Genomic DNA, 22,578 nt, shown 5'->3' with positions numbered 1-22,578 from the left:
CTACCCCCGTAGGGTTCCTCACACGTCGGTGGGGGGTGGGCGCCCGCTCCGGGCGCCCAGCCCTCGACCGTCTTCCCCCGCCCGCACTCCAGCGCGGGCACCAGCGCGCGCCGCGGCTGCGGTAGCGTGCCGCTCGCACCCTTTAGCGACAGGCGAGGAAACGATGTACGAGCAGCCCCACCAGCAATCCCACGACCGTCCGCGCTGGCTGGGCGTACCGCGCAACAAGCTCAAGGTCGTCGCCGTCGTCGGCGGCCTGACCAGCGCGGAGTCGCTGCTGCTCAACGCCGTTTCGAGGACGCAGCTCCTGAACCAGGTCACCCTGGCCCGCGTCATCACCACCGCCGTCGCCTCGCTGGCCCTGTGGCTGCTGGCCCGTGCCGACCGGCCCGCGCCCCGGCTGCGGGTGCTCACCCTGGGCCTGCTCGGACTCCATACGGTGCTCGGCATCATCGGGCCCTGGCTGACCGCCTCGGTGGGGCCGGTGCTGGCCGTGATCAGCACCGGCGTCAGCGTGCTCATCTTCATGTTCGTCTACCGCACCATCGAGGCGCACCGGCGCGAGCTGGAAGTCTTCTCCGCCACGGCGTGAGCGCGGCCCGGCCACCGAGCCGACGGGTCAGCGGGCGATGGCCAGGTTCAGCGGCAGCGGCTCGGTGGGGCCGTCGTGCCAGGCCTCTACTGTCAGCTGAGCCGGGTCGGCCACGCCGCTCCCGTCGCGCACGGCGGCGACCAGTCGCGCGGTCAGCGCGTCGTACTGTGCCGAGGTCGCGGGCCAGGGCAGGTTGAACCACCAGTTCGGTTCGGTCTGCCCCTGTGGCGGCTGCCAGCCCCACGCCGCCAGCGACGCCTGCTCCGCCTCGGTCAGCTGCTCCTCGGGCGGCAGGAACGCGTTGCCGACGACCTCGGCTCGCAGCAGCCGCGGCAGCTGCTGGAACTGCACGATCCGGCGGCCGTGGCGCAGCAGCACGGTATCCCCGGCCGCCAGCGCGGCCAGGTCCTGACGCAGGAGTGCGGCGAAGTCGTCCCAGGCGGTCACGCGACCCCCGCCGTCTGCGGATCCGACGCGGCGAACTGCGGCTCGGCCCAGTTCGCCGAGACCGTCCACGAGCTGCGGGTGATGGTCAACACGCCGTTGGGCAGTCGCCAGCGCTGCGCCGGAGCGGCGCCGGGCAGGGACTCGTCGGCCGGGCCGAGCACCGCGGTGGCGTCGGCGACGACCTGCACGAACGCGTCGTTGAGGTCGGCGAGGGTCTGCTCGGAGCGCTCCGGGGCGCGGGTGCTGAGCTTGATGTCGACGTACTGGACACTGCCGCGGGCGACGGAGATGGTGTTGCGCAGGCCCGGCACGCCCCACTGGGGTTCGGCCAGGACCGCGCCGTCGGGGATCTGCACCGCGACGGTCCAGTGCAGGTGCGCCAGCAGCGCGGGCAGCTCGTCGGCCGACCAGCTCCAGCGCCAGTCCCGCACCGCCGTCAGCACATCGCGTACGACGGGTGAGGCGATCGGCTGCACGGTCGTCACTGCTGCTCCTGTCCCTGGTAGCCGGCCAATCGTATCGTGTCGGCCCGCAGCCGGTCGGGATCGAGGACGGCCTCCTGGATCATGATGGTGCCGTCGTCCTTGCCGCGCACCACGATGCAGCGGATCTTGCCGTCCCGGGCGAGCTGCTGCATGCGCTCGGCCAGTTCCGGGTCAGCGGCCAGCGCCTCGGCGAGCTTGTAGTCGATCTCGAGCACGCCGTGGACGTACTCGGGCGAGGTCTGCTCGCTGTTGATCAGCTCTCCGTCGGGGTCGTCCGGGTTTTGCACCCATCGCGTGCCGAGGCTGGAGCCGACGCCCTTCTCCTCGAGGATGACGATGCCCGCGTCGTTCGCCTCGACCAGGATGCGGTCGAAGTTGTCCGGCCGCCCCTGCTCGTCGACGCCGCCGGTCACCAGGGTGCTTTCGGTGAACATGTGCTCGCTCAGGTAGTTGCCGGCCAGCAGGCCCAGGCGCTCGCTGGAGCGCACCAGTTCGATGCCCTGCGCCCGGTACTGTGCCATCGCCGTGATCAGCTGGGCGAACTCGGTGTCGGACAGCACGCCTTCCATCGTGTCGCGGAAGTCCTGAGTGTTCTGGTTGTCGCCGCCGAAGGTGCTGCGGGTGACGTCGAACCCGGCCGCCGTGATCGCGGGCAGCAGCGGCACCACCATGCTGTCCCAGGTCGCCCGGCGCTCGGCCTGGATCTGCCGGTTCACCCGGGCCTCGGCGTCGATCGCCTGGCCTTCCGGGGTGGCCGGGTCGACGGGCACCTGACGCGGCGCGGGCAGGACCGCATCCGCGAGGTCCTCCGACGGCAGCTTGTTGTCGTCGTAGGTGAAGCCGCCGCCGATGTTCTGCAGCTGCCCGAGCGTGGTGCGGCGCGTGCCGACCCGGTCACCGGGGTAGTGGTCGTATCCGTCGGTGCCGCGCCGAAGCTCGCGGCGCCGGGTCGGATCGAAGCGGCCGGTCGAGCTGAGATCGCCGTCGTCGAAACGAGGCACATCGCCCGGTGGCGTCGCGTCGGTCGTTCCCGGCGCCACCGGCGTCGGCGTACCGGCGGTGGCCGGATCGGCGGCCCAGTGGCCGGGCGGGGCATCCGGGATCGGTGTGGCCTGCAGGTCCGGGTCGACGACCACGCCGTCCATCTGCACCACGCCGCTGGTGAACGGCGGGCGACCCATCCGGGTGCCGCCGTCGTAGTAGCGGATCTCACCGTCGTGGTTGATGACGTTGACGACGTGGGCGGTGCCGTCGGGGCGGGAGAAGCAGACGATCGCCTGTGAGCCCGGACCGTTGCTGAGCAACTGCTGCTCCAGCCGGTCGAACCCGGCGGTGAGCGCGTCGGCGGCGTGCCGCGGATCGGTGTCGGACAAACCTGTTGCCAGCTGCTGGAACTGCCCGCCCATGAAGTCCTGCACCCGCACGTGGCCGTCGGGCTGGGGCGGCGGGATGCTGCCGTCGGGAGTGGGCGTCCGGCCCGCGGCCACGCGCGGCTGGCCCGCATAGGTCGAGGCGAACGACAGCGCCCGGTCCACGCAGGCCGTGGCCCGGGTTGGGTCGGCGCTGGGCGACACCGGGTCGAACGCGCCACCCCAGCCGGTCTCCGGGTCGGTGTGCGCGGCGAACGAGCCGTCGGCGTTGCGCGGCAGCGACGCCTCCAGGTCGCGCTGCTGGGCGGCGGTCGGCATGGTGTGACCGTCGGGGTCGCCGTAGTTGCGGCTGTCCTCGACCGCCGGAGGTGGGCCGCCGGTGGGCTGCGCGGCCGGGTCGAGGCCGCCGGGCGCAGGGGTGGTGCGGTCGTTGGCCGCCTGCAGCGCATCGCTGAGGAGTTGGCGGCTCTGGCGCAGGTTGTCGCCGATGTCCGGGTCGGCGTCGGTCCGGCGGTCGGCGTACAGCGCCTGCACCGAGGTCTCGGCGCGGATGCGTACGCGGGCCAGGTCGACCAACTGCCCCGCGAGATGGTGCGGGCTGAGCGCGTCGCGGTGCGTGGCCACCCACTGCATCGCCGCCGTGATCTTCGCCGCGCGCTGCAGGCGAGCCGCGTCGTGGTCGGACAGCTGGCCGGGCGGCTGCGAGTTCGGGTCCGGCGACCCGGTCGTCGGCTGCCCGTCGCGGCTCGCGGCGCTGCCCGGAGCCTGCGGACCGGGCCCCTGCGCAGAGCTGCCGCCCTGCGGGCGGGTGTCGCCGACGGCCGGACCGCCCGGCGCGGGCGAGCTGGTCCCGGCGCCGGACGGCCCGGAATGCGCCCCCGGTGCGGCGGTCGACGTGCCGGTGGATCCGGTGTTCGGCGAAGTGCCGCCCGGGTTGGGCGAAGTGCCCGACGGGCTCGTCGACGTGTTGGTCGAGGAGGCTCCAGTGTGGGCCGTCGTCCCGCCGGTGTTCGTGCCGGTGCCTGTGTTCGTGCTGGTGCCGGTGTTCGTGTTCGTGCCGGTGTTCGTGCCGGTGCTCGGACCGGCGTTCGTGTTGGTGTTGATACCTGTGCTCGTGCTCGTGCTGGTGTTCGCGTTGGCGCTGGCACCGGTGCTCGCGCCGGTGTTGGTGTTGACGCTGGCACCGGTGCTCGCGCCGGTGTTGGTGTTGACGCTGGATCCGGTGCTGGCGTTCGTACCCGTGCTTACGTTCGTGCCCGTGCTTACGTTCGTGCCCGTGCTTACGTTCGCGCCGGTGGTGGCGGCGATGCTGGTCGAACCGGAGCCTGTGGTCGCGGCCAGACCGCCCGTGGCGCTCACCGTCGGTCCGGTCAGCGAGGTCGGGCGGACACCGGCGGGCGAGCCGGGCTGGGCGCCGCTCGTGCCGGGTGCGGGGGCGGTGGGCGGCTGACCGGTCGACGTCTGGCTAAGGCCGGGCCCGCCCGCGGCGGCCTGCTGGGCCGCCGCGTTCTGCTGCAGCGCGGCCTGCTGTGCGGCCTGCTGCGACGGCGGGGTCGCGTCGGCGACGGTCGCGGTGTCGATCCGCACTCCGGCCACGGTGGCGTCGATGCTGACGGCGGGCGGTGGGGCGACCCCGCTCAGCGCCGGACCGAAGCTGGGATCGCTGTAGCCGCCGGTGTTCGTGTGGCCGCCGGCGCCCTGGTTGCCGCCGGTGCTCGTCGTCGTGATCGGATTGCCGGTCGACGTCGTGGTGGAGACCGGGCTCGCACCGGTGTCCACATCCACCGACAGCGGCTGGTTGATGCCGTTGACCTGTGTGTTCAGGTTCTGGACCTGGGTGTTGATGTTGTTGGTCAGGCCGTCGAGGTGGTTGGTGCCCTGCCCGAGCACGCTGGACCGGCCCCCGGACGTGGCCGCCATGCCGACGTCGTCCCAGCCGGGCACGTTGCCGGTGGCGAGGTTGCCCGCCACGTCACCGGCGACCTCGCTGGCGATGTCGTTGCGCAGCGTACGGGCGAAGCCCTGGCCGGGGCCGAGGGACAGGCCGACGCCCGCGGCCGCGAAACCGCCCGCGAAACCGGCCACACCGGACATGCCGATCTGCATGACGTCGAGCCCGTCGCGGTGGCCGTCGGCGATCTGTGCCCCCTGGATCGCGGTCTCGGTGACCAGCTCCTCCAGCGCCTCCTTGGCACCCTCTTTGATCATCTTCTTGAGCGCGGCCTTGGTGAGCTCCTTCATGCCCTTCTCGGCCAGCTTCTTCAGCAGCTTCTTGATGATCTCTTTGATGGTCAGCTGGGTCGCCACCTGCACCGCCGGGATACCCGCCGACGCGGCGCCGAAGGTGCAGAACGCCGCCACGATCAGGGCGATGACCTCGATGACGAACAGGACCAGCTCGATGTAGAACTCGATCTTCGCGGCCTGGATGTCCTGCCCGGCGGCCTGGACGACCTGCCCCATCACGTCGAGGACCATGATGAGCTGCGGCAGCGCGGCCTCGTCGGTGGCACCGAGCTTGTCCCAGCTCAGCTTGATCGCCTCGCCGAGCTGCGTCTGCGTGCCACCGGTGGCGTAGACGGCGTTGGTCACCTGCGCGGCCGCGTCGCGCAGCGGCGCGTCGGCCTGGTCGGCGGCCCGGAACCACTCGTCGGCCAGATCCCAGATGATCTTCTCGTTGCCGTCGGGCCAGTCGGCGCCGATGACCCACTCCAGCAGCGGGCGGACTTCGCTCGGCACATGTAGCAGCTCGAGCGGGTTCGGGATCGGCGACGGCAGAAAGGACATCGCCCACCCTCCTGACCGGACACCGACGTCTGACTCGAACCTGCAAACTACCGCAAAGGGCGCTGTGACGCAGTCCCGGCTCCCGCCGGGCAGGTCTGGCAGGTGCGCGGTGCAGCGGGTCTCGGGCGTACGCGGTAGATTCGCGCGGTGAGCGTGTTCACCCGGCACGACGCCGAACTGGTCGCCGCGGGCCTGGCCCGGTCGTACACCGACCCGGCGGGCCGCCCGTGGCGCGGCTGGGTGCAGGAGTTCCCGGACGCGTTCGTGGTCTGGACCACCCCCGCCGACGACCAGCCGCCGGTGCCGGGCAGCGGCGCGAAGACCCTCTACGAACGGGCCACCGGCGCGGAGGTCACGTTCGGCTCGATCGGCGCCGAGCAGGCACACGACCAGTGGCGGCGGCAGGGCTCGACCGCTGCCCGGCGAGCCGTGGACGCGGTCGCGCGACTGGGCCGCGCGGGCGGCCGCGACACCGCGTTCACCAGCAGTGTGGTGCTGCACCTGGCCGACGGGTCGGTGCACGCCGCGGTCGGCTGCAAGGTCGACCGGGCTCCGGCCCACCACCGGCTCGTGGCCGCCTGGCTCGCGGCGCAACCGGCCGGGATGACCGTGCGCGGCCAGGACCGGCATGCCGAACTGATCGTCCTGTCCGACTGGCTGCTGCGCACCGACGCGATCCGCGACGCGGCGGGCCTGCCGGGTCTGACCTTCGAGCAGGTTCGCGCCGGTCTGGCCGGGGCGCGGGTGCGGCTGCGGCAGGTGCGCGACGGCGCGGTCGACGAGACCGATCTGGCCACACCGTGCGCCGGATGCCTGCGGGCCTGGGTCGAGTTCGGGCTGCTGGAACCAGATCTGTTGCGCCTCACCGACCCGCTCACCCCCGATCCGCGCCTGGAACTGCCGGGCACCCGGTTCCCGGGCCTGGTGGCGGCGGCGCTGCACGCCGGCGGCTGGGGCGCCTTCCCCGACGCGGCGCAGCGCCTCGACCTGGCCGAGGCCGTGGTGGACCAGATCGCCGAGCAGACCGGGCTGGCGCCGCTGGCCGCCGCCCGGCAGGTGTTCGCCGAGTTCGGGCCGTCGCTGGCGGTGTCGGTGCGCGGCCGCGGCGTCAAGGAGTGGATCACGCCGTACCAGGTGGGGCATCAGGGGTTGGCCGGTGTCGGCGCGGTGCTGGCCGACCTGGGCCACCGGCTCGGCCGGGCGGTGTTCCCGATCGGGCGCGACGACTGCGGCGCGGTGCTCGCCGTGGACCAGACGGGCCGGTTCTTCGCCGCGGACCAGGGCGGCGAGTGGTGTTACGGCGAGGGTTTCGACGTCGCCGTGACCGCGCTGACGCTGGGGCAGGCGCCCCGGCGCGTGCGCGAGGACGGCACGCTGGAACTGATCGGACTGGAAGGAATCTGAGCGGTGCGTTTCGCTGACCGGCACGCCAACGACGACCTCATGGCCCGTTTCGACGAGGTGTACGACCGCTACACCAAGCTGCGCGGCGGCCTCGGCACCCTGCAGGCGCGGCTCAAGGACCTGCACGGCACCGCCGCGACCAGGGACCGTCTGGTCCAGGTGAAGGTGGGCCCGCAGGGACAGCTGGTGGAGCTGGTCATCCACGACGACGCCTACCGCCGCTACCCGGCGCGCGAGTTGGGTTCGGTGATCACCGGGCTGACCCAGACCGCGGCGGCCCAGGCTGCCGAGCAGATGCAGCAGCTGCTCGGCGAGTTCATGCCGCCGGACACCGGAGCGGCCGAGTTCGTCCGCACCGGCGACTTCGGGTCGCTGCTGCGCCGCGCCGACGCGGCCGCCGAGCAGGCCGCGGAGGAGCACAGTGGCTGACGAACGCACGATCTACGTCGACAGCGACGGCGCGGTCCGGGCGGGCAAGGAGATCGCGTCCGCCGGAAAGGACCTCGCCGACCTGCACCGTGACATCGGCCGCCTGATCCAGTCCCTGTCGGCCGGGCCGCCGTGGAGCATGGACAAGATCGGCAAGCAGGTCGAGCTCGGCGACGGCGGCGAGAACAAGGGCTACCGCGTCAACGAGCAGGACGTGCTCAAGGCCTGGGAACAGGTCGCGAAGGCCGTCGAGGCACTGGGCGTCAACGTGCAGAACGCGATCGCCAACGTCGTGGGCGCCGACGTCAAGAGCGACGCCACCGTGCAGTCGGTGCGCCAGCCCGGGACCAACGTCCGCCGCATCTGACAACCGTTGCGCCGGGTCGGCGCGTCGCATCGGGAGCACCGACCACAAAGGAGCGGGCATGGCGACCGAGCAGCTGTCCGACCCCACCGTCACCTCCCGGCGCCGTCCGGAACTCGACGCGATCCGCACCCTGGTCGTGGTCGGGCTGGTCTTCTTCCACTCAGCCCTGGTCTTCGACGCCCACGACGACTACTACGTCAAGAACGCCGACACCACCGAGCTGACCACGGTCCTGGCCGGGTTCGCGGTGATCTGGGCGATGCCGATGCTGTTCCTCATCGCCGGATTCGGCGCCCGGCACTCGCTGCGTCGCCGCGGGCCGGGCGGTTTCGCCACCGAACGGCTGCTGCGGCTGGGAGTGCCGCTGGCCTTCGCCGAGGTCGCGCTGCTGCCGCTGCCGCAGTACCTGCGCCTGCGCGCCGCCGACCCCGGCTACCACGACTCCTATCTGGACTTCCTGCCCGACTTCTTTCGGGTCCGCCTCGCGCCGGACGAGTTCCCGTTCCTGCTGGAGGGTGAGTACTTCGAGTCCGGGCATCTGTGGTTCGTGGTGATGCTGCTGGCGTACGCGCTGCTGCTGGCCGCCGCGACCGCGGCCCTGCCCCGGCCGCCGCTGCGGCGGCTGCGCGACCGGCTCGCCACGGCCGTGCACCGGCGCGGACTGATCCTGCTGCCCGCGCTGCCGGTGGCGTTGATCAGCGCCGTCGTGGGGCTGGAGGAGGGCTTCGCGGGCTGGAGCCGTTGGGCCTACCTGCTCTTCTTCCTGTACGGCTGCGTCCTGGCCACCGACGACCGCTTTCGCGCGGCCATGCGCCGCGACCGCTTCCCGGCGCTGTGCCTGGGGCTGATCCTGTTCCTCGGTTCAGCCTGGGTCTTCTTCGGCCTGCTCGATTCCGGCGCCGACCCGTTCCTCGACCCGTCCGGGCGGGCCGCGGCGGGTCGGGCGGCGTTCGGCGCGGCGGGCTGGTGCTGGCTCGTCGCGATCCTCGGCCTGCTCGACCGGCCCCGGACTCCGACCGCACCCCGCGAGCGCACCGGCCCGTTCGCACGGGCCTACGCCTACCTGGCCACGGGCGCGCTGCCGCTGTACATCCTGCACCAGCCGATCGTGGTCACCGTCGCGTACGTCGTCGTCGGCTGGCACGCCCCGATCCTGGCCAAGTACGCCGCGCTGGTGACCGTCGCGCTGGCGTTGACCCTGGCCGCGTACGACCTGCTGGTACGCCGGACCAGGGTGACCCGGTTCCTGTTCGGCATGCGCGAGCCCGCGCCGGTGACGCCGACAGGGGAGGACCCGCCGGGCCCTCCCCTGTCCTGACGCGCCGACCCCGGCTAGCGGGCGGCGACCCTCTCCTCCTCGGCCACCTCAGCCTCGACGGCGGCCCGGTCCGCGGCCCGGTCGTCCTCGACTGTGCGCTTGGCGGCCAGCTCCGACTTGATGCTGTCGTGGCGGCGCTGCAGGTCGCGCATCTCCGCGCGCTGCGCCTGCAGCTCCCGGCGGGCGGCCAGGCGGCGCCGGGCGCGCCGACCCGCCCCGCCGAACATCATCATCAGACCGACCAGAACCAGCGCCCCGGCGGCGCCGCCGACCAGGAACACCTGGCCGACACTCGGGTCGGCGTGGTAGCCGAACAGCTCGACGGTCCCCGCCGGGGCGGTGAACAGGCCGTCGTTGTTGAGGAAGGCCGCGAGGGCGAGACCGCCCAGGCCGAGGACCAGCAGCAATCCCAGCAGAATCATCGTTTTCGCCTCCTGCCCAATGGCAGCGGTCGTGGGTCGGGGGTGGTACCGGCGACCGGATACCCGCCCCGTGCGGCGGCAAACCCGCCCCGCGTCACCGGCGTGGTTCAGCCCGCGGTCGGGTCGCCGCACAGGTGGGCGTACACCCCGGCGACCTGCAGCACCCGCTGGACCATGCCGTCGGTGTTGACCAGCCGCATCCTGCTGCCGACGGTGTCGGCCAGCTTGCGCACCCGCACGAAGACGTGGATGGCGGAGGAGTCGATGAACCCGACCTCGCCCAGGTCTACCAGCACCCGGCAGCCGGGACGCGCGGTGATCTCCGCGGACAGCCAGTCCTGCAACTCGGGCGCGGAGGCGAAGTCGATCTCCCCGGCGAGCAGGGCGGTCACGGTGTCCCCGGCCACGCGGAGTTCGTGACGGAGCGGGGGCACGGCGGCGGTCACGCGGCCTTTGTAGCACGCCGGGCCGCGTCCCGGCGCGCATTGGCCCCGGCCTGCGGCGGCGGTTTTGTGCCGTCTCCCGACCCACCGCGCTGACCTGCACTGATGCTCGCGGGGGAACATCCGCGCGCCGCGAAGCGATGTTCGTCGTTGGCATGGCGGGGACGTCTGACGCGGGAGTGGGGGCACGAGGTGGCGGCAGGGCTGGCGCTGGCGGTGGTGGCGGGCGCGGCGGCGATCGGGATGCTGCTGGGTTCACGCTGGCGGGCGAGGCAGGACAGCGTCGCCGTGCCGGTGCGGGGTGGCCGCCGCGCGGTGGCGGCCGGGGTACGCGTGCTGGGCACCGGGGTCAGGCGGGTGCGGCGGGGTTCGCTGCGCGTGCCCCGACTGCGGCGTCCCCGGCGCTGGCGGCGGCGCACGCTGCGCCCGGCCAACCGCAACGCGCTGGCGTGACCGGGCTCAGCCGGAAAGTTCGCCGACGACCAGGCGCAGCGTGAACCGGTCGCCGTCACGCTGCTGTGACACGTAGCTGCACACCTGGTAGGCCAGCCACAGCCCCAGCCCGCCGACGTCCGCGCCGGTCGGGACGAGCCCGGCGCACGGATCCTGCGGCCCGCGCCCGGCGTCGCCCACCGTCACCACCAGCCGCCGCGGGGCGGCCCACATCAGGACGGCCACCTGCCCGCCGCCGTGGATCATCGCGTTGGTGACCGCCTCCGAGGCCGCCAACAGCATCGCGTCGACATCGTCGGCGGGCAGCTCGGTCCGCGCCGCCAGCATGGTGACGGCGGCCCTGGTGTCGGCCAGCGTCGGGTCGGCCAGGACGACCTGCGGCGCCTCGTCCTCGATCGGGTCACGCCACACCACCGGCTGGCGGCGCAGGAAGTCCTCGGGCCGCTCGTACCCGTCGTTGACCCGGTGCCCGCCGGCGGTGGCGACGTGCGAGTGGGTACGCAGCACGTGGTCGAGCACGTCGGGTGGAGTGTTGCGGGTGTCATAGGGGCACAGCCCCCACACCGGCCAGGGGTCGTATGCCCGGTTGACGACGGCCTCGTAGCGGGCCCACCACTCCCACGGCACCCCGACGCCCGGATGCGGCACGTCCCCGGCCACCCGGATCTGCCGCGCCCCGGCGGCCACCTGCTCGTCGAACAGCTCACGGTAGCGGCGGATCGCGGGGGCGGGCTTGGCGTAGTGCTGGTCGCCGTCCATGTACAGCACGTCGCGGTCGGTGCCCAGGGCGTCGCGGACCAGCTCCTGGTTGCGGCCGGCGAACGCGACGAACACGGGCTCCCCGGCCGCCAGACCGTCGGCGAGGAACGGCACGACCAGCCCGAGGAACTGCTCGTCAGAGCCGTAGAAGGCGGTCTCGTGGTAGAAGCCGTGGTGGCCTGCGGCGGCGCCGGTCCTCATGACACGCACTTCCGGAGCCGGGGCTCTTCGCGCATCCGGGCACCCCTCGCCGAGAATCGCCCACGGTACGTCCGCACCGCGCGGGCGAGCACCAACGTAGCACGTCGATCGCGACCCGCCCACCTGCGTTTCACCGTGCGATAGTGGATATTGGGTCGCGCCCGCGGCGGCGGACCGAGCACACTTCCACCTCGGCAAGACCGACGGGGGAGACCATGCCTTTCGAGACGATCACCGATACCAGCGCACCGCTGCGGCTGTGGGCCGACCCGGCCACCATCGACGAGCGCGCGCTGGCGCAGCTGCGCAACGTCGCCGACCTGAGGTGGACGCACGCGGTGGCCGTCATGCCCGACGTGCACGTCGGCATCGGCGCGACCGTGGGCTCGGTCATCGCGATGCGCGGCGCGGTGTCGCCCGCCGCGGTCGGCGTCGACATCGGCTGCGGGATGACCGCCCAGCTCACCTCGCTGCGCGCCGACCAGCTGCCCGACGACCTGTCGAAGCTGCGCGCCGACATCGAGAAGGCGATCCCGGTCGGGCAGGGCGCGCATAAGCACTCGGTCGACGTCAACCACCTCGACACGGGGCTGCGCGGCTGGCACCAGTTCTGGACCGGCTTCGACGACCTGACCGCCCAGCACGTGCTGCACCGCAAGGGCCGGGTCATGCAGCAGCTCGGCACGCTCGGCGGCGGCAACCACTTCATCGAGATCTGCCTGGACACCGAGAACCGGGTGTGGCTGATGCTGCACTCCGGCTCCCGCAGCATCGGCAACGAGCTGGCGCAGTACCACATCGCCAAGGCCAAGGACCTGCCGCACAACGCCGACCTGCCCGACCCGGACCTGGCCGTGTTCGTCACCGGCGAGCCGACCATGGACGCCTACCGGCGCGACCTGTTCTGGGCGCAGGAGTATGCCCGGCGCAACCGCGCGGTGATGATGGCGCTACTGCGGGGCGTGCTCGCCAAGCACGTGCGCAAGGTGTCGTTCGAGCCGGAGATCTCCTGCCACCACAACTATGTGGCCGAGGAGGTGCACGGCGGCGCCGAGGTGCTGGTCACCCGCAAGGGCGCGATCCGGGCGGGCTCCGGCGAGCTGGGCATCATCCCGGGCTCGATGGGCGCGTCGTCGTTCATCGTGCGCGGGCTCGGCTCGGACGCGGCACTGCGGTCGGCCTCGCACGGCGCCGGGCGCAAGATGAGCCGCATGCAGGCGCGGCGGCAGTTCAACACCCGCGACCTGGCCGAGCAGACCAAGGGCGTGGAGTGCCGCAAGGACGGCGGCGTCGTGGACGAGATCCCGGCGGCGTACAAGGACATCGACCAGGTGATGGCCCAGCAGTCGGACCTGGTCACCGTCGAGGCTCGGCTCAAGCAGATCATCTGCGTCAAGGGCTGAACACCGCGTGGGGCGGCCCGGTCGAGCGATCGACCGGGCCACCTTTGCATTGACCGACGGCCATGTCTCGGAGTAAAACAGGATCGACCACGATCGAACAGGCTCGAACAGAGTCCCCTGCATCGTCCCCGAGGGAGTCCATGTGAGCAGGCGAAGAGTGGCGGCCCTGTTGGCGCTGTTGACACCGGTGGCGACCATCGCCCTGGTCGGCACGCCGTCGACAGCCATGGCCGCGCCGTACGTCCCGCAGCCGTCCAACCGGCAAGTCCTCAACTTCGACACCAACTGGCTGTTCGCGGGCGACGTGCCCGCGGGCAACGGCCAGGCCGTCGGGCTCAGCGAGTCGGCGTTCGTGCCGGTGACGCTGCCCTACTTCCGGACCCATCCGCACAAGGGGTTCCCGAAGGGCGACTTCGAGGTGCCCGCCTCGTGGTACCGCCGCCACTTCACCGTGCCGTCGGCCTACAGCGGCCGCCGCCTGCTGGTCGAGTTCCAGGGCGTGGCCAAGGCCGCCCAGGTGTACGTCAACGGCACCTTGGCCGGGCAGCACAACGGCGCCTACACCTCGTTCACGGTCGACATCACGCCATACGTCACCGTGGGCGGTGCTGACAACGTTGTCGCCGTGAAGGTCGACTCGATGACCCGCAACGACCTGCCCCCGGAGGGCGGCGCGGTCGACTACTTCGTCTGGGGCGGCATCGTCCGCGACGTCAACATGATCGTCGCCGACCCGGTGCACACCGACTGGGCGTTCGTCACCACGCCGAGCGTCAGCGCGTCCAGCGCCACCGTCAACGCGCGCACCAATGTGCGCAACGACAGCGGCGCGTCCAAATCGGTCACCGTGGTGACCAGCGTCGTCGACACCGGCGGCAACGTGGTGGCCACCGGCACCGCCACCCAGACCATCGCCGCGAACTCGGCGGTCGAGTTCAACTACAACACCTCGGCGATCGCCAACCCGCACCGCTGGGACGTTGACGACCCGTACCTCTACACCGTCTACACGCAGGTCCGCGACGGTTCGACCTGGGTCGACGAGCACCGCGTCCGCATCGGCGTACGCACGGTCGCGTTCAACGCCACCGACGGGAAGTTCTACCTCAACGGCACCGCGCTGAAGCTGCGCGGGCTGGACCGGCACGAGTCGTACCCCTACATCGGCCGCGCCGCGCCCAACCGGCTGCAGGCCAAGGACGCCGACATCCTCAAGTACGAGCTGGGCACCAACCTCGTGCGCACCTCGCACTACCCGCAGGACCCGGAGTTCCTGGACCGCGCCGACGAGATCGGCCTGCTGGTGTTCGAGGAGATTCCCGGCTGGCAGCACATCGGCGACACCGCCTGGCAGGACATCGCGGTCGAGAACGTGCGCGAGATGGTGACCCGCGACCGCAACCACCCCTCGATCATCATGTGGGGCGTACGCATCAACGAGTCCGGCGACAACCACAACTTCTACACCCGCACCAACGCGCTGGCCCACCAGCTCGACCCGTCCCGACCCACCGGCGGCGTGCGCAACTTCACCGGCAGCGAGAAGCTGGAGGATGTCTACACGTTCAACGACTTCTCCGGCGGCGCCATCGCCCCGACGGTGCTGCCGTGGTTGGTCACCGAGTCCGTCGGGCACACCGACCCCGACCGCAGCTTCGACCCCGAGCAGGTACTCACCCACACCATGCTCACCCACCTCAACGTGCAGAACCAGGCCGCCTCGCGCGCGAACGTGGCCGGGGCGCTGGGCTGGGCGGCGTTCGACTACAACACCACCTTCGACACCGAGAGCTGCATCGACTACACCTGCTACCACGGCGTATCGGACATCTTCCGCATCGCCAAGCCGGCCGCGGCGGTCTTCACCTCCCAGCGCGACCCGGCGAAGTACGGCGCCTTCGTGCAGATCGCGCACGACTGGGCGCAGGGCTCCTCGACCACCGTGTACGTCGCGGGCAACTGCCAGCAGGTAGAGCTGTTCGCCAACGGCGTCTCCAAGGGCCGGATCAGCCCCAACGCGTACACCTCGCTGCCGCACCCGTTCTTCCAGTTCAACAACGTGACCTGGGCGGCGGGCAGCCTGCGCGCCGACTGCTGGATCGGCGGCTCGATCGCGGCCAGCGACACCCAGTACACCCCGGGCACGCCGGTGAAGCTGAGCCTGGCCGCCGACGACGCCTCGCTCAAAGCCGACGGCGCGGACATGACCCGGGTCGTGGTCAAGGCGCTGGACGCCAACAACCAGGTCGTGCCGACCGGCAACGCGGCCGTCTCGTTCGGCGTCACCGGCCCCGGCGCGGTCGTCGGCAGCAGCCCGCTGGTGCTGGAGGGCGGCGTCGGCGCCGTGTACGTCAAGACGGCGCTCGGCCAGACCGGCACCATCGCCGTCACGGCCACCTCCCCCGGCCTGACCTCGGCCGGCGCCTCGGTCACCGCGGCGGCGTTCACCGACCCGATCGTGCCGGTCAGCGGCTCGTACACGTTCGGATTCCCGGTCGACGTCAACGACCGGGTCACCGGCACCGGCGCCAACCAGTTCAACTACACCGGCACCGGTTGGGCCAACGGCGGCGACGGCAACGCGTTCGGCAAGGACAACAGCTGGAGCGGCACCGCCAACGACGCCGCCACGCTCGCCTTCACCGGCACCCGCGTGGTCCTCTACGGCATCCTCGACACCACCCACGGCCAGGCCGCGGTATCGGTCGACGGCGGCACCGAGCAGACCGTGTCGTTCACCGGCACCCGCCGCGCCAACACGGCTCTGTGGAGCAGCGCCACGCTCGCGCAGGGCAACCACACGCTGCGGGTACGCGTCGTCGGCAACGGGCCGGTGGCGCTGGACCGGGCCACGGTGGTCGCCGCCGCGCCGACGGTCGTGTCGGCGCCGGTCGCCGCCAGCGGCGACCTGATCCCGCAGTCGCGCTACTCGGTCCGGTACGTCGACAGCCAGGACTTCACCGGCGACGGCCAGACCCTGTCCGGCCCCGCCATCAGCGCGTTCGACGGCAGCACCAAGACGTTCTGGCACACCCGCTGGTCGACCGGTGTCGACCCGCTCCCCCACGAGCTGCAGCTCGACCTGGGTACGAGCTACCCGGTCGCCGCGTTCACCTACCTGCCCCGGCAGGACGCCCAGAACGGGCGCATCGGCCAGTACGAGTTCTACGTCAGCGCCGACGGCAGCAACTGGGGCTCGCCCGTGGCCACCGGCACCTTCCCCAACAGCACCGCCGCGCAGAACGTCTCGTTCGCCGCCAAGTCCGGCCGGTACGTGCGGCTGCGGGCACTGAGCTCGGCGGACGGGCAGTACGCCAGCGTCGCCGACCTGAAGATCCGCACCGCGGGCGCAAGCACCACCACGGTCGACGACCGGGTCACCGGGACCGGCCAGAACCAGTTCAACTACACCGGCACCTGGCAGTCCTGCACCAACTGCGGCGCCGACCTCTACGCGGGCACCAACAGCTGGAGCAACACCGCGAACAACCAGGTCACGGTCGCGTTCACGGGCACGCAGATCAGGCTGTACGGGGTACGCGACCCGCGCCACGGCATCGCCATGGTGTCGATCGACGGCGGCACGGAGACCGCGGTCGACTTCTACGCCACGGCCCGCCTCGGCAACACGCTGGTCTGGACCAGCCCGGTGCTCTCGGCCGGGGCGCACACCCTCCGGGTACGGGTGACCGCCACCAAGAACTCCGCGGCCACCGACACCTTCGTGGTCCCCGACCGCGTCGACATCACCGGCTGACCGCAGCGCCTTCAATCAAGGCTGGCCTATCCAGTGGACGGTTCTTCGAATCCGTCCACTGGATAGGCCAGCGCCAACGCTAGGCCCGCAAGTCCGGCTTCCAGTCCGCCACGAGCAGTCCCAGCAGCACCTCGTCCAGAAACTCGCCCAGCACCCACGCCGACGAGCGCAGCACGCCCTCGCGGACGAAGCCGTTGCGCTCAGCGGAACGCAGCATCGCGTGGTTGTCGGCCAGCGTCTCGATCTGCAGCCGATGCAGGCCGCGTACGACGAACCCGTAGTGGCACAGCACCCCGACCACGTCGGTGCCGTAGCCCTTGCCACGGGCGGCGGGCAGCAACCCCATACCGAGGTGCGCGGACCGGTGGTGATTGTCGATGCCCCACAATGCCGCGGTGCCGACCAGGGCGCCGCCGTCCAGCTCGACCACGGAGAACGGGACGCGCCCCGGCTCCAGGTCGTCCGGCACGAGCCGTGGGTCATTCGAGCCGGGCGTGATCGGCCGCCACGGACTGCCCTCGGCCCGCGAGGCGTTGACGACGTCGTCGTAGAGCTCGGCCCGCAGGATCGGGATGTCCTCCTCGTGCCGGGCCCTGAGCCCGACCTTGCTGCCCCTCAACATGCGAGTTTCCTATCCGACCGGGTTGGCGGCGGCAAACCGATTAACACGGCGACGGCCGCTTGGAACACGACACACCCAGCGCCGCAGCCGTCCGGAACGTCACGCGAATGTGCGCATTCCAACAGATCCTGGCTTTTTCGTTGCGCGCACGCGTCCCCTGGGTAGGCAACCCTCGATGGGGAGGGACGTGCACATGACCACAGTGCTCGACCAGCGCTACGAGCTGCTGGAACAGATCGGCCACGGCGGCATGGCCACCGTGTGGCGGGGCTTGGACCTGCGGCTGCGGCGGCCGGTCGCGATCAAGGCGCTCGGCGCGGCGATGCTCCAGGACCCCGACATGCGCCAACGGTTCTGGCGTGAGGCGCAGACCATCGCCGCACTGGCCCACCCCGCCATCGTCGCCGTGTACGACGTGTCCGTCGACCGCGACCGCGCGTACGTCGTGATGGAGCTGGTCGACGGCCCGTCCGTGGCGCGACTGCTGGAGTCCGGCCCCCTGCCGGTCGCCCAGGCGGTCGACATCGCCGCCCAGACCTGTGCCGCCCTGGCCGCGGCGCACGCGGCCGGGGTCGTCCACCGCGACATCACCCCCGGCAACCTGCTGCTGGCCGAGTCCGGCGCGCTCAAGGTGTGCGACTTCGGCATCGCCGCCTGGGAGCGGGACGCCTACCCAGCCCTGATCGCGGGCACCCCCGGCTACATCGCCCCCGAACAGACCCAGGGCGGCCCGATCGACGCCCGCACCGACCTGTACGGCCTCGGCTGCGTCCTGTCCGCGATGATCACCGGCGCCCCACCCGGACCCGCCGGAGTTCCGCCGCACCCCGCGCCGCCCGCCCTGGCCGATCTGATCTCCCGCCTGACCGCACCCGACCCCGCCGACCGCCCGGCCACCGCGATCGAGGTCGCCGCCGAACTGGATCGGCTGCGCACCGGCTGGTCCGACGCCACCGAGGTGCTCGCGGCGGCACCGACCGCGACGCGGGTGCTGACGGCGCTGCCGCCCGCGGGGCGGGCCCAGGTGCCGGTGGCCGGACCCGCCACCGCCGTCGGCCCGCCCGCCGTGGTACCGCCTGCCCGTCGCGGCGGGAACCGCTGGCTGCGACCCGTGCTGGTGGCGGGCGGGCTGGTCGGCGCGGTCACCGCGGTGCTGCTCGGGCTGCTCCTGCTGCAGTCGGCCGGGCAGCGGGCGGGCGTACCGTTCGCGGGCGCCACCTCGGGCGCCGCCCCGAAGTCGGTGGTGGCCTCGCCGGTGGCGGCCAACCGGCCCGACGCGCTGCTGCGGTCGCTCGTGCAGGAGGTGGACCGGCTGGCCGACTCGGACGCGCTCGACGACCGCGCGGCACGCGACCTGCGCAAGAAGTTGTCCGATCTCGACAAGCGGCTGCGCAAGGGCGAGGGCGAGGGCCGCGAGCAGGCGCAGGACCTCATCGAACGGCTGCAGGACCTGCGCCGCGACAACCGCATCTCCGCTCAGGGCTACGACCGGCTGGCGGAGCTCGCCGGAGCCCTGGTCGCCGCGCTGCCCCGCGACAGCGGAGACCACGACTGACCTTCCGAATCGGCGCGTGACGCCGTCAGCGCAGGGTGTCCGGCAGGTCGAGGCCGTATCGCGCGCACAGCAGCGGCACGTCGTGCCGGTCCTTGTCCCGGAGCGGGTAGCCGGTGTGCCAACGCACCGACCATTCGGGCGCTTCGCAGCGGACCTCCGTTCCGGCGATCACGCCCTGTCCCAGTAGCGCTTCCGCCGGAAACGTCACCGGTTCCAGGACCGAGCCGTAGTGCAGGGTGCCGTCCGGCAACGGCTCGTAGAGGTGCAGATCCACGCGCAGCCGTACGCCGTCGTGCAGGACGAAGTTCCACGGCCGGTCGCCGGGCCACGGGTGGACGCGGTCGACCCCGCCGGCCGCGAAGGCGACGAACAACCGCTCGAGGTCGGCGGCGGGCAACCACAGGTCCAGGTCGGAGTGCTCCCGCGTCTGCTCGCCCAGCAGCGCGTCCACGCCCCAGCCGCCGCCCACGCACGCGTCGACCCCGTGCTCCGCCAGCCGCGCCAGCAGCCCGAGCGCATCCTGCGCCGTCATGGCGTAATCAACCGTCACGCCGCCCCCTGTCCTCATACATCGTTATCCGATATATTCCGGCCAACTATCTGTCATTGAGGGTCGGAGTTCACCATGGCCAGACGATATCGGGCACGGGTCACCGCGATCGCGCTCGCGGCACTGGTCCTACTGGCGATACCGGTCGGGTACGCGCTGGTCGAGGCGCAAGAACGGGCCGGATGGGCCACCCACCACGGGTGCGGAGACGGCCCGACGGATCCCGGCATCCGCCCCGACAACCATCCCCAGATTTTCCAGTACCCCTTCGGCGCGACCCGCTCCTGCCGAGAACTGGATCGCGAAGCGCACCCCTTCGGCGCCGTCGAGGCGAGCATCTACCTGCTACTCGACACCGACCGGGGTCCGGTCGCCGTACGCGTCGACTACCAGAACCTCTACTGGGGATGGCAGTGGCACGCCGGGGCCTGGGAGCTGCCCGCCGATGAGGTCGCCGACCTGGTCTCGCCGGTCGAGCTGCGGCGGCTACGGGAGGCGATCGCAGCCCGGGGCGGGATCCACCCCGAGGTCTGGGTGCTGCACTACGGCGACGGCTGACCCGGTTCGGGCGGGCGCCCCGACGGCCGCGAGCACGGCCGGGTCCTGGCAGCCGCGGGCGAAGCCCTCGATGCGGCGGCGGATGTCGCGGCCGAGCAGCCACCCGCCGATGCGGTCGGCGATCGGGCGGATCAGCGCGGGCCTGGTCCGGAAGTTGTAGCGCCAGGTCGCGACGGTGTGGCCGGGCTCCTCGGCGGGGGCGAAGCGCCAGCCGCCAGCCATCATCTCGAAGAACCACGGCCCGCGGACCATGTGCATGCCGACGTTGGTGGGCGGGTTGTACGACACGTACTCGCTGACCATGGTCAGGCCGTGCCGGGAGCGGGTGAACGTGCGCACGCCCTTGGCCGGGCGGGCGGCTCCGTCGAGCAGGTGCTGCTCGCGCACGAACGGGTCCCAGCGGTACCGGACCGCACCGGTGGTCTGCGAGACGGCGAACGCGACGGCCGGGGTGACGGGCACGATCGCGACGGCCTGAACGACTGGCATACCACTCATCCTGCCCTATCCGTGCCATTGCCATATATCGATCACCGTCGTTGCTGAAACGTGTCCGAGAGATTTCGGCCGACCGCCCGAGCGCCAATGCTGTCGGCGACAACAAATACCCTGGCCAGGACACATCCGAGTCCTGGCGCGACTGTCGGATGAGGATGGCCGTCCGAACTGTGGCACGCCGATCGTATTGACAGGCGTGCGTTCCGGGTCGAATCATGCCAGAGAGCGCTCTCTGAAAGATCATTCCGCGCCCGTCGCGACGCGGCCTCCCGGCCGGCCGTGCCGCACCGTCCCAGCACGACAGGGAGATCTCCATGCCAACCGCTCTCCGACCATCCGCCCGGCGGCGGCCGGCGTACCTGCTCGCGGTCCTCGCCGCGACCATGGTGCTGCTGGCCGCGTACATCTTCGCCCTGGCCACCGGCAGCGCCCGCGCCGCCGACCCGCTGATCTCACAGGGCAAACCGGCCACCGCCTCCTCCACCGAGAACGCCGCCAGCCCGGCCTCGGCCGCGGTCGACGGCAACACCGGCACCCGCTGGTCCAGCGCCTTCGCCGATCCGCAGTGGATCCAGGTCGACCTCGGCGCCACCGCCACCATCAGCCAGGTGGTCCTCAACTGGGAGGCCGCCTCGGCCAAGTCGTTCCAGGTGCAGGTCGCGGGCTCGGCGACCGGCCCCTGGACGAACATCTACAGCACCACCACCGGCGCGGGCGGCATCCAGACCCTCGCGGTCAGCGGCAGCGGCCGGTACGTGCGCGTGAACGGCACCGTCCGCAACACCGCCTACGGCTACTCGCTGTGGGAGTTCCAGGTGTTCGGCACCTTCCCGACCGGCGGCGGCTGCACCACCGCCAACGCCGCGCTGGGCCGGCCCGCCACCGCCTCCTCGGCCGAGAACGCGACGTTCCCGGCGTCGGCGGCGTTCGACGGCAACGCCACCACCACCCGCTGGTCCAGCCTGTTCACCGACCCGCAGTGGATCCAGGTCGACCTGGGCGCCGCCCAGCCGATCTGCCAGGTGATCCTGACCTGGGAAGCGGCCTCGGCCAAGTCGTTCCAGCTCCAGGTCTCCAACTCGGCGACCGGTCCGTGGACGAACCTCTACTCCACCACCACGGGCACCGGCGGCACCCAGACCATCGACGTCACCGGCAACGGCCGCTACGTACGGATGAACGGCACCGTCCGCAACACCGCGTACGGCTACTCGCTGTTCGAGTTCGCGGTGCGGCTGGGCACCGGGGCGACCAGCCCCAGCCCGCAGCCGAGCACCTCGCCGTCGCCGACCGACCCGAACAACTTCTGGGGCGACACCAGCAACATCCCGACCGCCCAGAACGTGGTCATGCTGAAGATCCTCAACCGGACCAACGGCAAGTACCCCGACAGCCAGGTGTTCTGGAGCTACAACGGCACGGTCCACTCCATCGCCGAGCAACCGTACTTCGACATGCCCGTCAACACCGCGGGCCGGATGTACTTCTACCTCGGCACCCCGAACAGCCTGTACTACGACTTCATCGAGTTCACGGTCGGCGCGTCGGTGTTCAACGGCAACACCACCCGCGTCGACGCCTTCGGCCTGAAGCTCGCGATGCGGTTGCACGCCAAGGACGGCTATGACGCGTCCGTGGGCGAGGACTATGCGACCTTCGCCGAGGACCGGGCGGTGACCTTCCAGAAGTTCATCAACGAGGTCCCGGCCGAGTTCGACCACCTGGCCACCGTGCAGGCGCCGTACCGGATCATCACGCCGGGCAGCGACGCCGCGTTCCGCACCGGCGGCCAGTACGCCAACTACCTGAGCAGCTACGCGTCGAGCGTGGGAGTCACCGCGACCACCTCCGACATCACCGGCTGCGCGGGCGTGCTGGCGGGCAACCCGAACATGTGCGCGGCGCTCAACCGGCACGTGGCGCACCTGCCCCAGTCGCAGTGGAGCACGGTGAGCAACTTCTACCAGGCCGCGCCGGCCAACTACTACGCCAAGTTCTGGCACGACCACGCCATCAACAAGCTCGCGTACGGCTTCCCCTACGACGACGTCACCGAGCAGTCCTCGTTCATCTCGCACGGCAACCCGCAGTACCTGCTGATCGCCGTCGGCTGGTGAACACTCGAGGGCCGCTCCCCGTTCCCGGGAGCGGCCCTCCC

20 protein-coding genes are annotated in these 22,578 nt (G+C 71.6%); 11 read left to right on the top strand and 9 right to left on the bottom strand.

What is annotated here, in order from left to right; all coding sequences use genetic code 11:
* The first annotated feature begins 163 nt into the window (after positions 1-163).
* Positions 164-592, top strand: a complete 429-nt coding sequence (locus KUA19_RS27370) for a hypothetical protein (protein WP_217400503.1) — start codon at positions 164-166, stop codon at positions 590-592.
* A gap of 27 nt (positions 593-619) precedes the next feature.
* On the opposite strand, the gene KUA19_RS27365 is transcribed toward KUA19_RS27370, so the two are convergent.
* Genes KUA19_RS27365 through KUA19_RS27355 form a run of 3 tightly spaced genes read right to left on the bottom strand, consistent with a single transcriptional unit; the run spans position 620 to position 5,681 of the window.
* On the bottom strand, positions 620-1,039 hold the full coding sequence (locus KUA19_RS27365) for a TY-Chap domain-containing protein (RefSeq protein ID WP_217400501.1): 420 nt from the start codon (positions 1,037-1,039) through the stop codon (positions 620-622).
* Positions 1,036-1,524, bottom strand: a complete 489-nt coding sequence (locus KUA19_RS27360) for a DUF6301 family protein (protein WP_217400499.1) — start codon at positions 1,522-1,524, stop codon at positions 1,036-1,038. The genes KUA19_RS27365 and KUA19_RS27360 overlap by 4 nt, the downstream gene beginning before the upstream one ends.
* On the bottom strand, positions 1,521-5,681 hold the full coding sequence (locus KUA19_RS27355; RefSeq protein WP_217400497.1) for a WXG100-like domain-containing protein: 4,161 nt from the start codon (positions 5,679-5,681) through the stop codon (positions 1,521-1,523). Before KUA19_RS27355 ends, KUA19_RS27360 begins: the two co-directional genes overlap by 4 nt.
* A gap of 147 nt (positions 5,682-5,828) precedes the next feature.
* On the opposite strand from KUA19_RS27355, the gene KUA19_RS27350 reads away from it, so the two are divergent.
* From KUA19_RS27350 to KUA19_RS27335, 4 genes are read left to right on the top strand one after another with little or no spacing between them, the layout of a single operon-like run.
* Positions 5,829-7,085, top strand: coding sequence for an SUKH-3 domain-containing protein (locus KUA19_RS27350; protein WP_217400495.1), 1,257 nt, complete (start codon positions 5,829-5,831; stop codon positions 7,083-7,085).
* Positions 7,086-7,088: 3 nt separating this feature from the next.
* On the top strand, positions 7,089-7,514 hold the full coding sequence (locus tag KUA19_RS27345; RefSeq protein ID WP_308167683.1) for a YbaB/EbfC family nucleoid-associated protein: 426 nt from the start codon (positions 7,089-7,091) through the stop codon (positions 7,512-7,514).
* Complete coding sequence (locus KUA19_RS27340) at positions 7,507-7,881, top strand: hypothetical protein (RefSeq protein WP_217400493.1); 375 nt, start codon at positions 7,507-7,509, stop codon at positions 7,879-7,881. The genes KUA19_RS27345 and KUA19_RS27340 overlap by 8 nt, the downstream gene beginning before the upstream one ends.
* Positions 7,882-7,939: 58 nt before the next feature.
* Positions 7,940-9,199: an acyltransferase family protein gene (locus KUA19_RS27335; protein ID WP_217400491.1), complete on the top strand. Its 1,260-nt coding sequence runs from the start codon at positions 7,940-7,942 to the stop codon at positions 9,197-9,199.
* Positions 9,200-9,213: 14 nt separating this feature from the next.
* Here the strand turns inward: KUA19_RS27335 and KUA19_RS27330 are convergent, their stop codons facing one another.
* Entirely contained in the window at positions 9,214-9,621 is a 408-nt protein-coding gene (locus tag KUA19_RS27330; RefSeq protein WP_217400489.1) for a hypothetical protein, read from the bottom strand.
* A gap of 107 nt (positions 9,622-9,728) precedes the next feature.
* Positions 9,729-10,067 (bottom strand): STAS domain-containing protein, encoded by a 339-nt coding sequence (locus KUA19_RS27325; RefSeq protein ID WP_217400487.1) that lies wholly within the window; start codon positions 10,065-10,067, stop codon positions 9,729-9,731.
* Positions 10,068-10,256: 189 nt separating this feature from the next.
* Between KUA19_RS27325 and KUA19_RS27320 the strand changes: the two genes are divergently transcribed.
* The gene (locus KUA19_RS27320; RefSeq protein WP_217400485.1) at positions 10,257-10,517 is read left to right on the top strand and encodes a hypothetical protein; all 261 of its coding nucleotides are present in this window, start codon (positions 10,257-10,259) and stop codon (positions 10,515-10,517) included.
* A 6-nt stretch (positions 10,518-10,523) separates the two neighbouring features.
* Here the strand turns inward: KUA19_RS27320 and KUA19_RS27315 are convergent, their stop codons facing one another.
* Positions 10,524-11,477, bottom strand: coding sequence for an anti-sigma factor RsbA family regulatory protein (locus KUA19_RS27315; protein ID WP_217400483.1), 954 nt, complete (start codon positions 11,475-11,477; stop codon positions 10,524-10,526).
* Between the two features lie 215 nt (positions 11,478-11,692).
* Here KUA19_RS27315 and KUA19_RS27310 point away from each other — a divergent pair, with 215 nt between their 5' ends.
* Both KUA19_RS27310 and KUA19_RS27305 read left to right on the top strand, forming a co-directional pair.
* Positions 11,693-12,880 carry an RtcB family protein gene (locus KUA19_RS27310; RefSeq protein WP_217400481.1) on the top strand — a complete coding sequence of 396 codons (1,188 nt, stop codon included), beginning with the start codon at positions 11,693-11,695 and terminating at the stop codon, positions 12,878-12,880.
* 142 nt (positions 12,881-13,022) lie between these two features.
* Positions 13,023-16,637: a glycoside hydrolase family 2 TIM barrel-domain containing protein gene (locus tag KUA19_RS27305; RefSeq protein WP_217400479.1), complete on the top strand. Its 3,615-nt coding sequence runs from the start codon at positions 13,023-13,025 to the stop codon at positions 16,635-16,637.
* Positions 16,638-16,716: 79 nt separating this feature from the next.
* Here KUA19_RS27305 and KUA19_RS27300 read toward each other — a convergent pair whose 3' ends face one another.
* The gene (locus KUA19_RS27300; protein WP_217400477.1) at positions 16,717-17,259 is read right to left on the bottom strand and encodes a GNAT family N-acetyltransferase; all 543 of its coding nucleotides are present in this window, start codon (positions 17,257-17,259) and stop codon (positions 16,717-16,719) included.
* Between the two features lie 193 nt (positions 17,260-17,452).
* On the opposite strand from KUA19_RS27300, the gene KUA19_RS27295 reads away from it, so the two are divergent.
* A complete protein-coding gene (locus KUA19_RS27295; RefSeq protein ID WP_217400475.1) occupies positions 17,453-18,814 on the top strand; it encodes a serine/threonine-protein kinase in 1,362 nt (453 codons plus the stop codon).
* A gap of 25 nt (positions 18,815-18,839) precedes the next feature.
* On the opposite strand, the gene KUA19_RS27290 is transcribed toward KUA19_RS27295, so the two are convergent.
* On the bottom strand, positions 18,840-19,346 hold the full coding sequence (locus KUA19_RS27290) for a nucleotidyltransferase domain-containing protein (RefSeq protein ID WP_217400473.1): 507 nt from the start codon (positions 19,344-19,346) through the stop codon (positions 18,840-18,842).
* 93 nt (positions 19,347-19,439) lie between these two features.
* Between KUA19_RS27290 and KUA19_RS27285 the strand changes: the two genes are divergently transcribed.
* A complete protein-coding gene (locus KUA19_RS27285; RefSeq protein ID WP_217400471.1) occupies positions 19,440-19,922 on the top strand; it encodes a hypothetical protein in 483 nt (160 codons plus the stop codon).
* Here KUA19_RS27285 and KUA19_RS27280 read toward each other — a convergent pair.
* On the bottom strand, positions 19,851-20,411 hold the full coding sequence (locus KUA19_RS27280) for an SRPBCC family protein (RefSeq protein WP_217400469.1): 561 nt from the start codon (positions 20,409-20,411) through the stop codon (positions 19,851-19,853). The genes KUA19_RS27285 and KUA19_RS27280 overlap by 72 nt on opposite strands.
* A gap of 323 nt (positions 20,412-20,734) precedes the next feature.
* Here KUA19_RS27280 and KUA19_RS27275 point away from each other — a divergent pair, with 323 nt between their 5' ends.
* On the top strand, positions 20,735-22,537 hold the full coding sequence (locus KUA19_RS27275) for a galactose-binding domain-containing protein (RefSeq protein WP_217400467.1): 1,803 nt from the start codon (positions 20,735-20,737) through the stop codon (positions 22,535-22,537).
* Positions 22,538-22,578 lie beyond the last annotated feature (41 nt).

It is taken from the genome of Catellatospora tritici (assembly GCF_019083965.1).
In the GTDB taxonomy this organism is placed as follows: domain Bacteria; phylum Actinomycetota; class Actinomycetes; order Mycobacteriales; family Micromonosporaceae; genus Catellatospora; species Catellatospora tritici.
The sequence above is the reverse complement of the archived record's forward strand: the minus strand, read 5'-3'. Positions and strand labels throughout refer to the sequence as shown.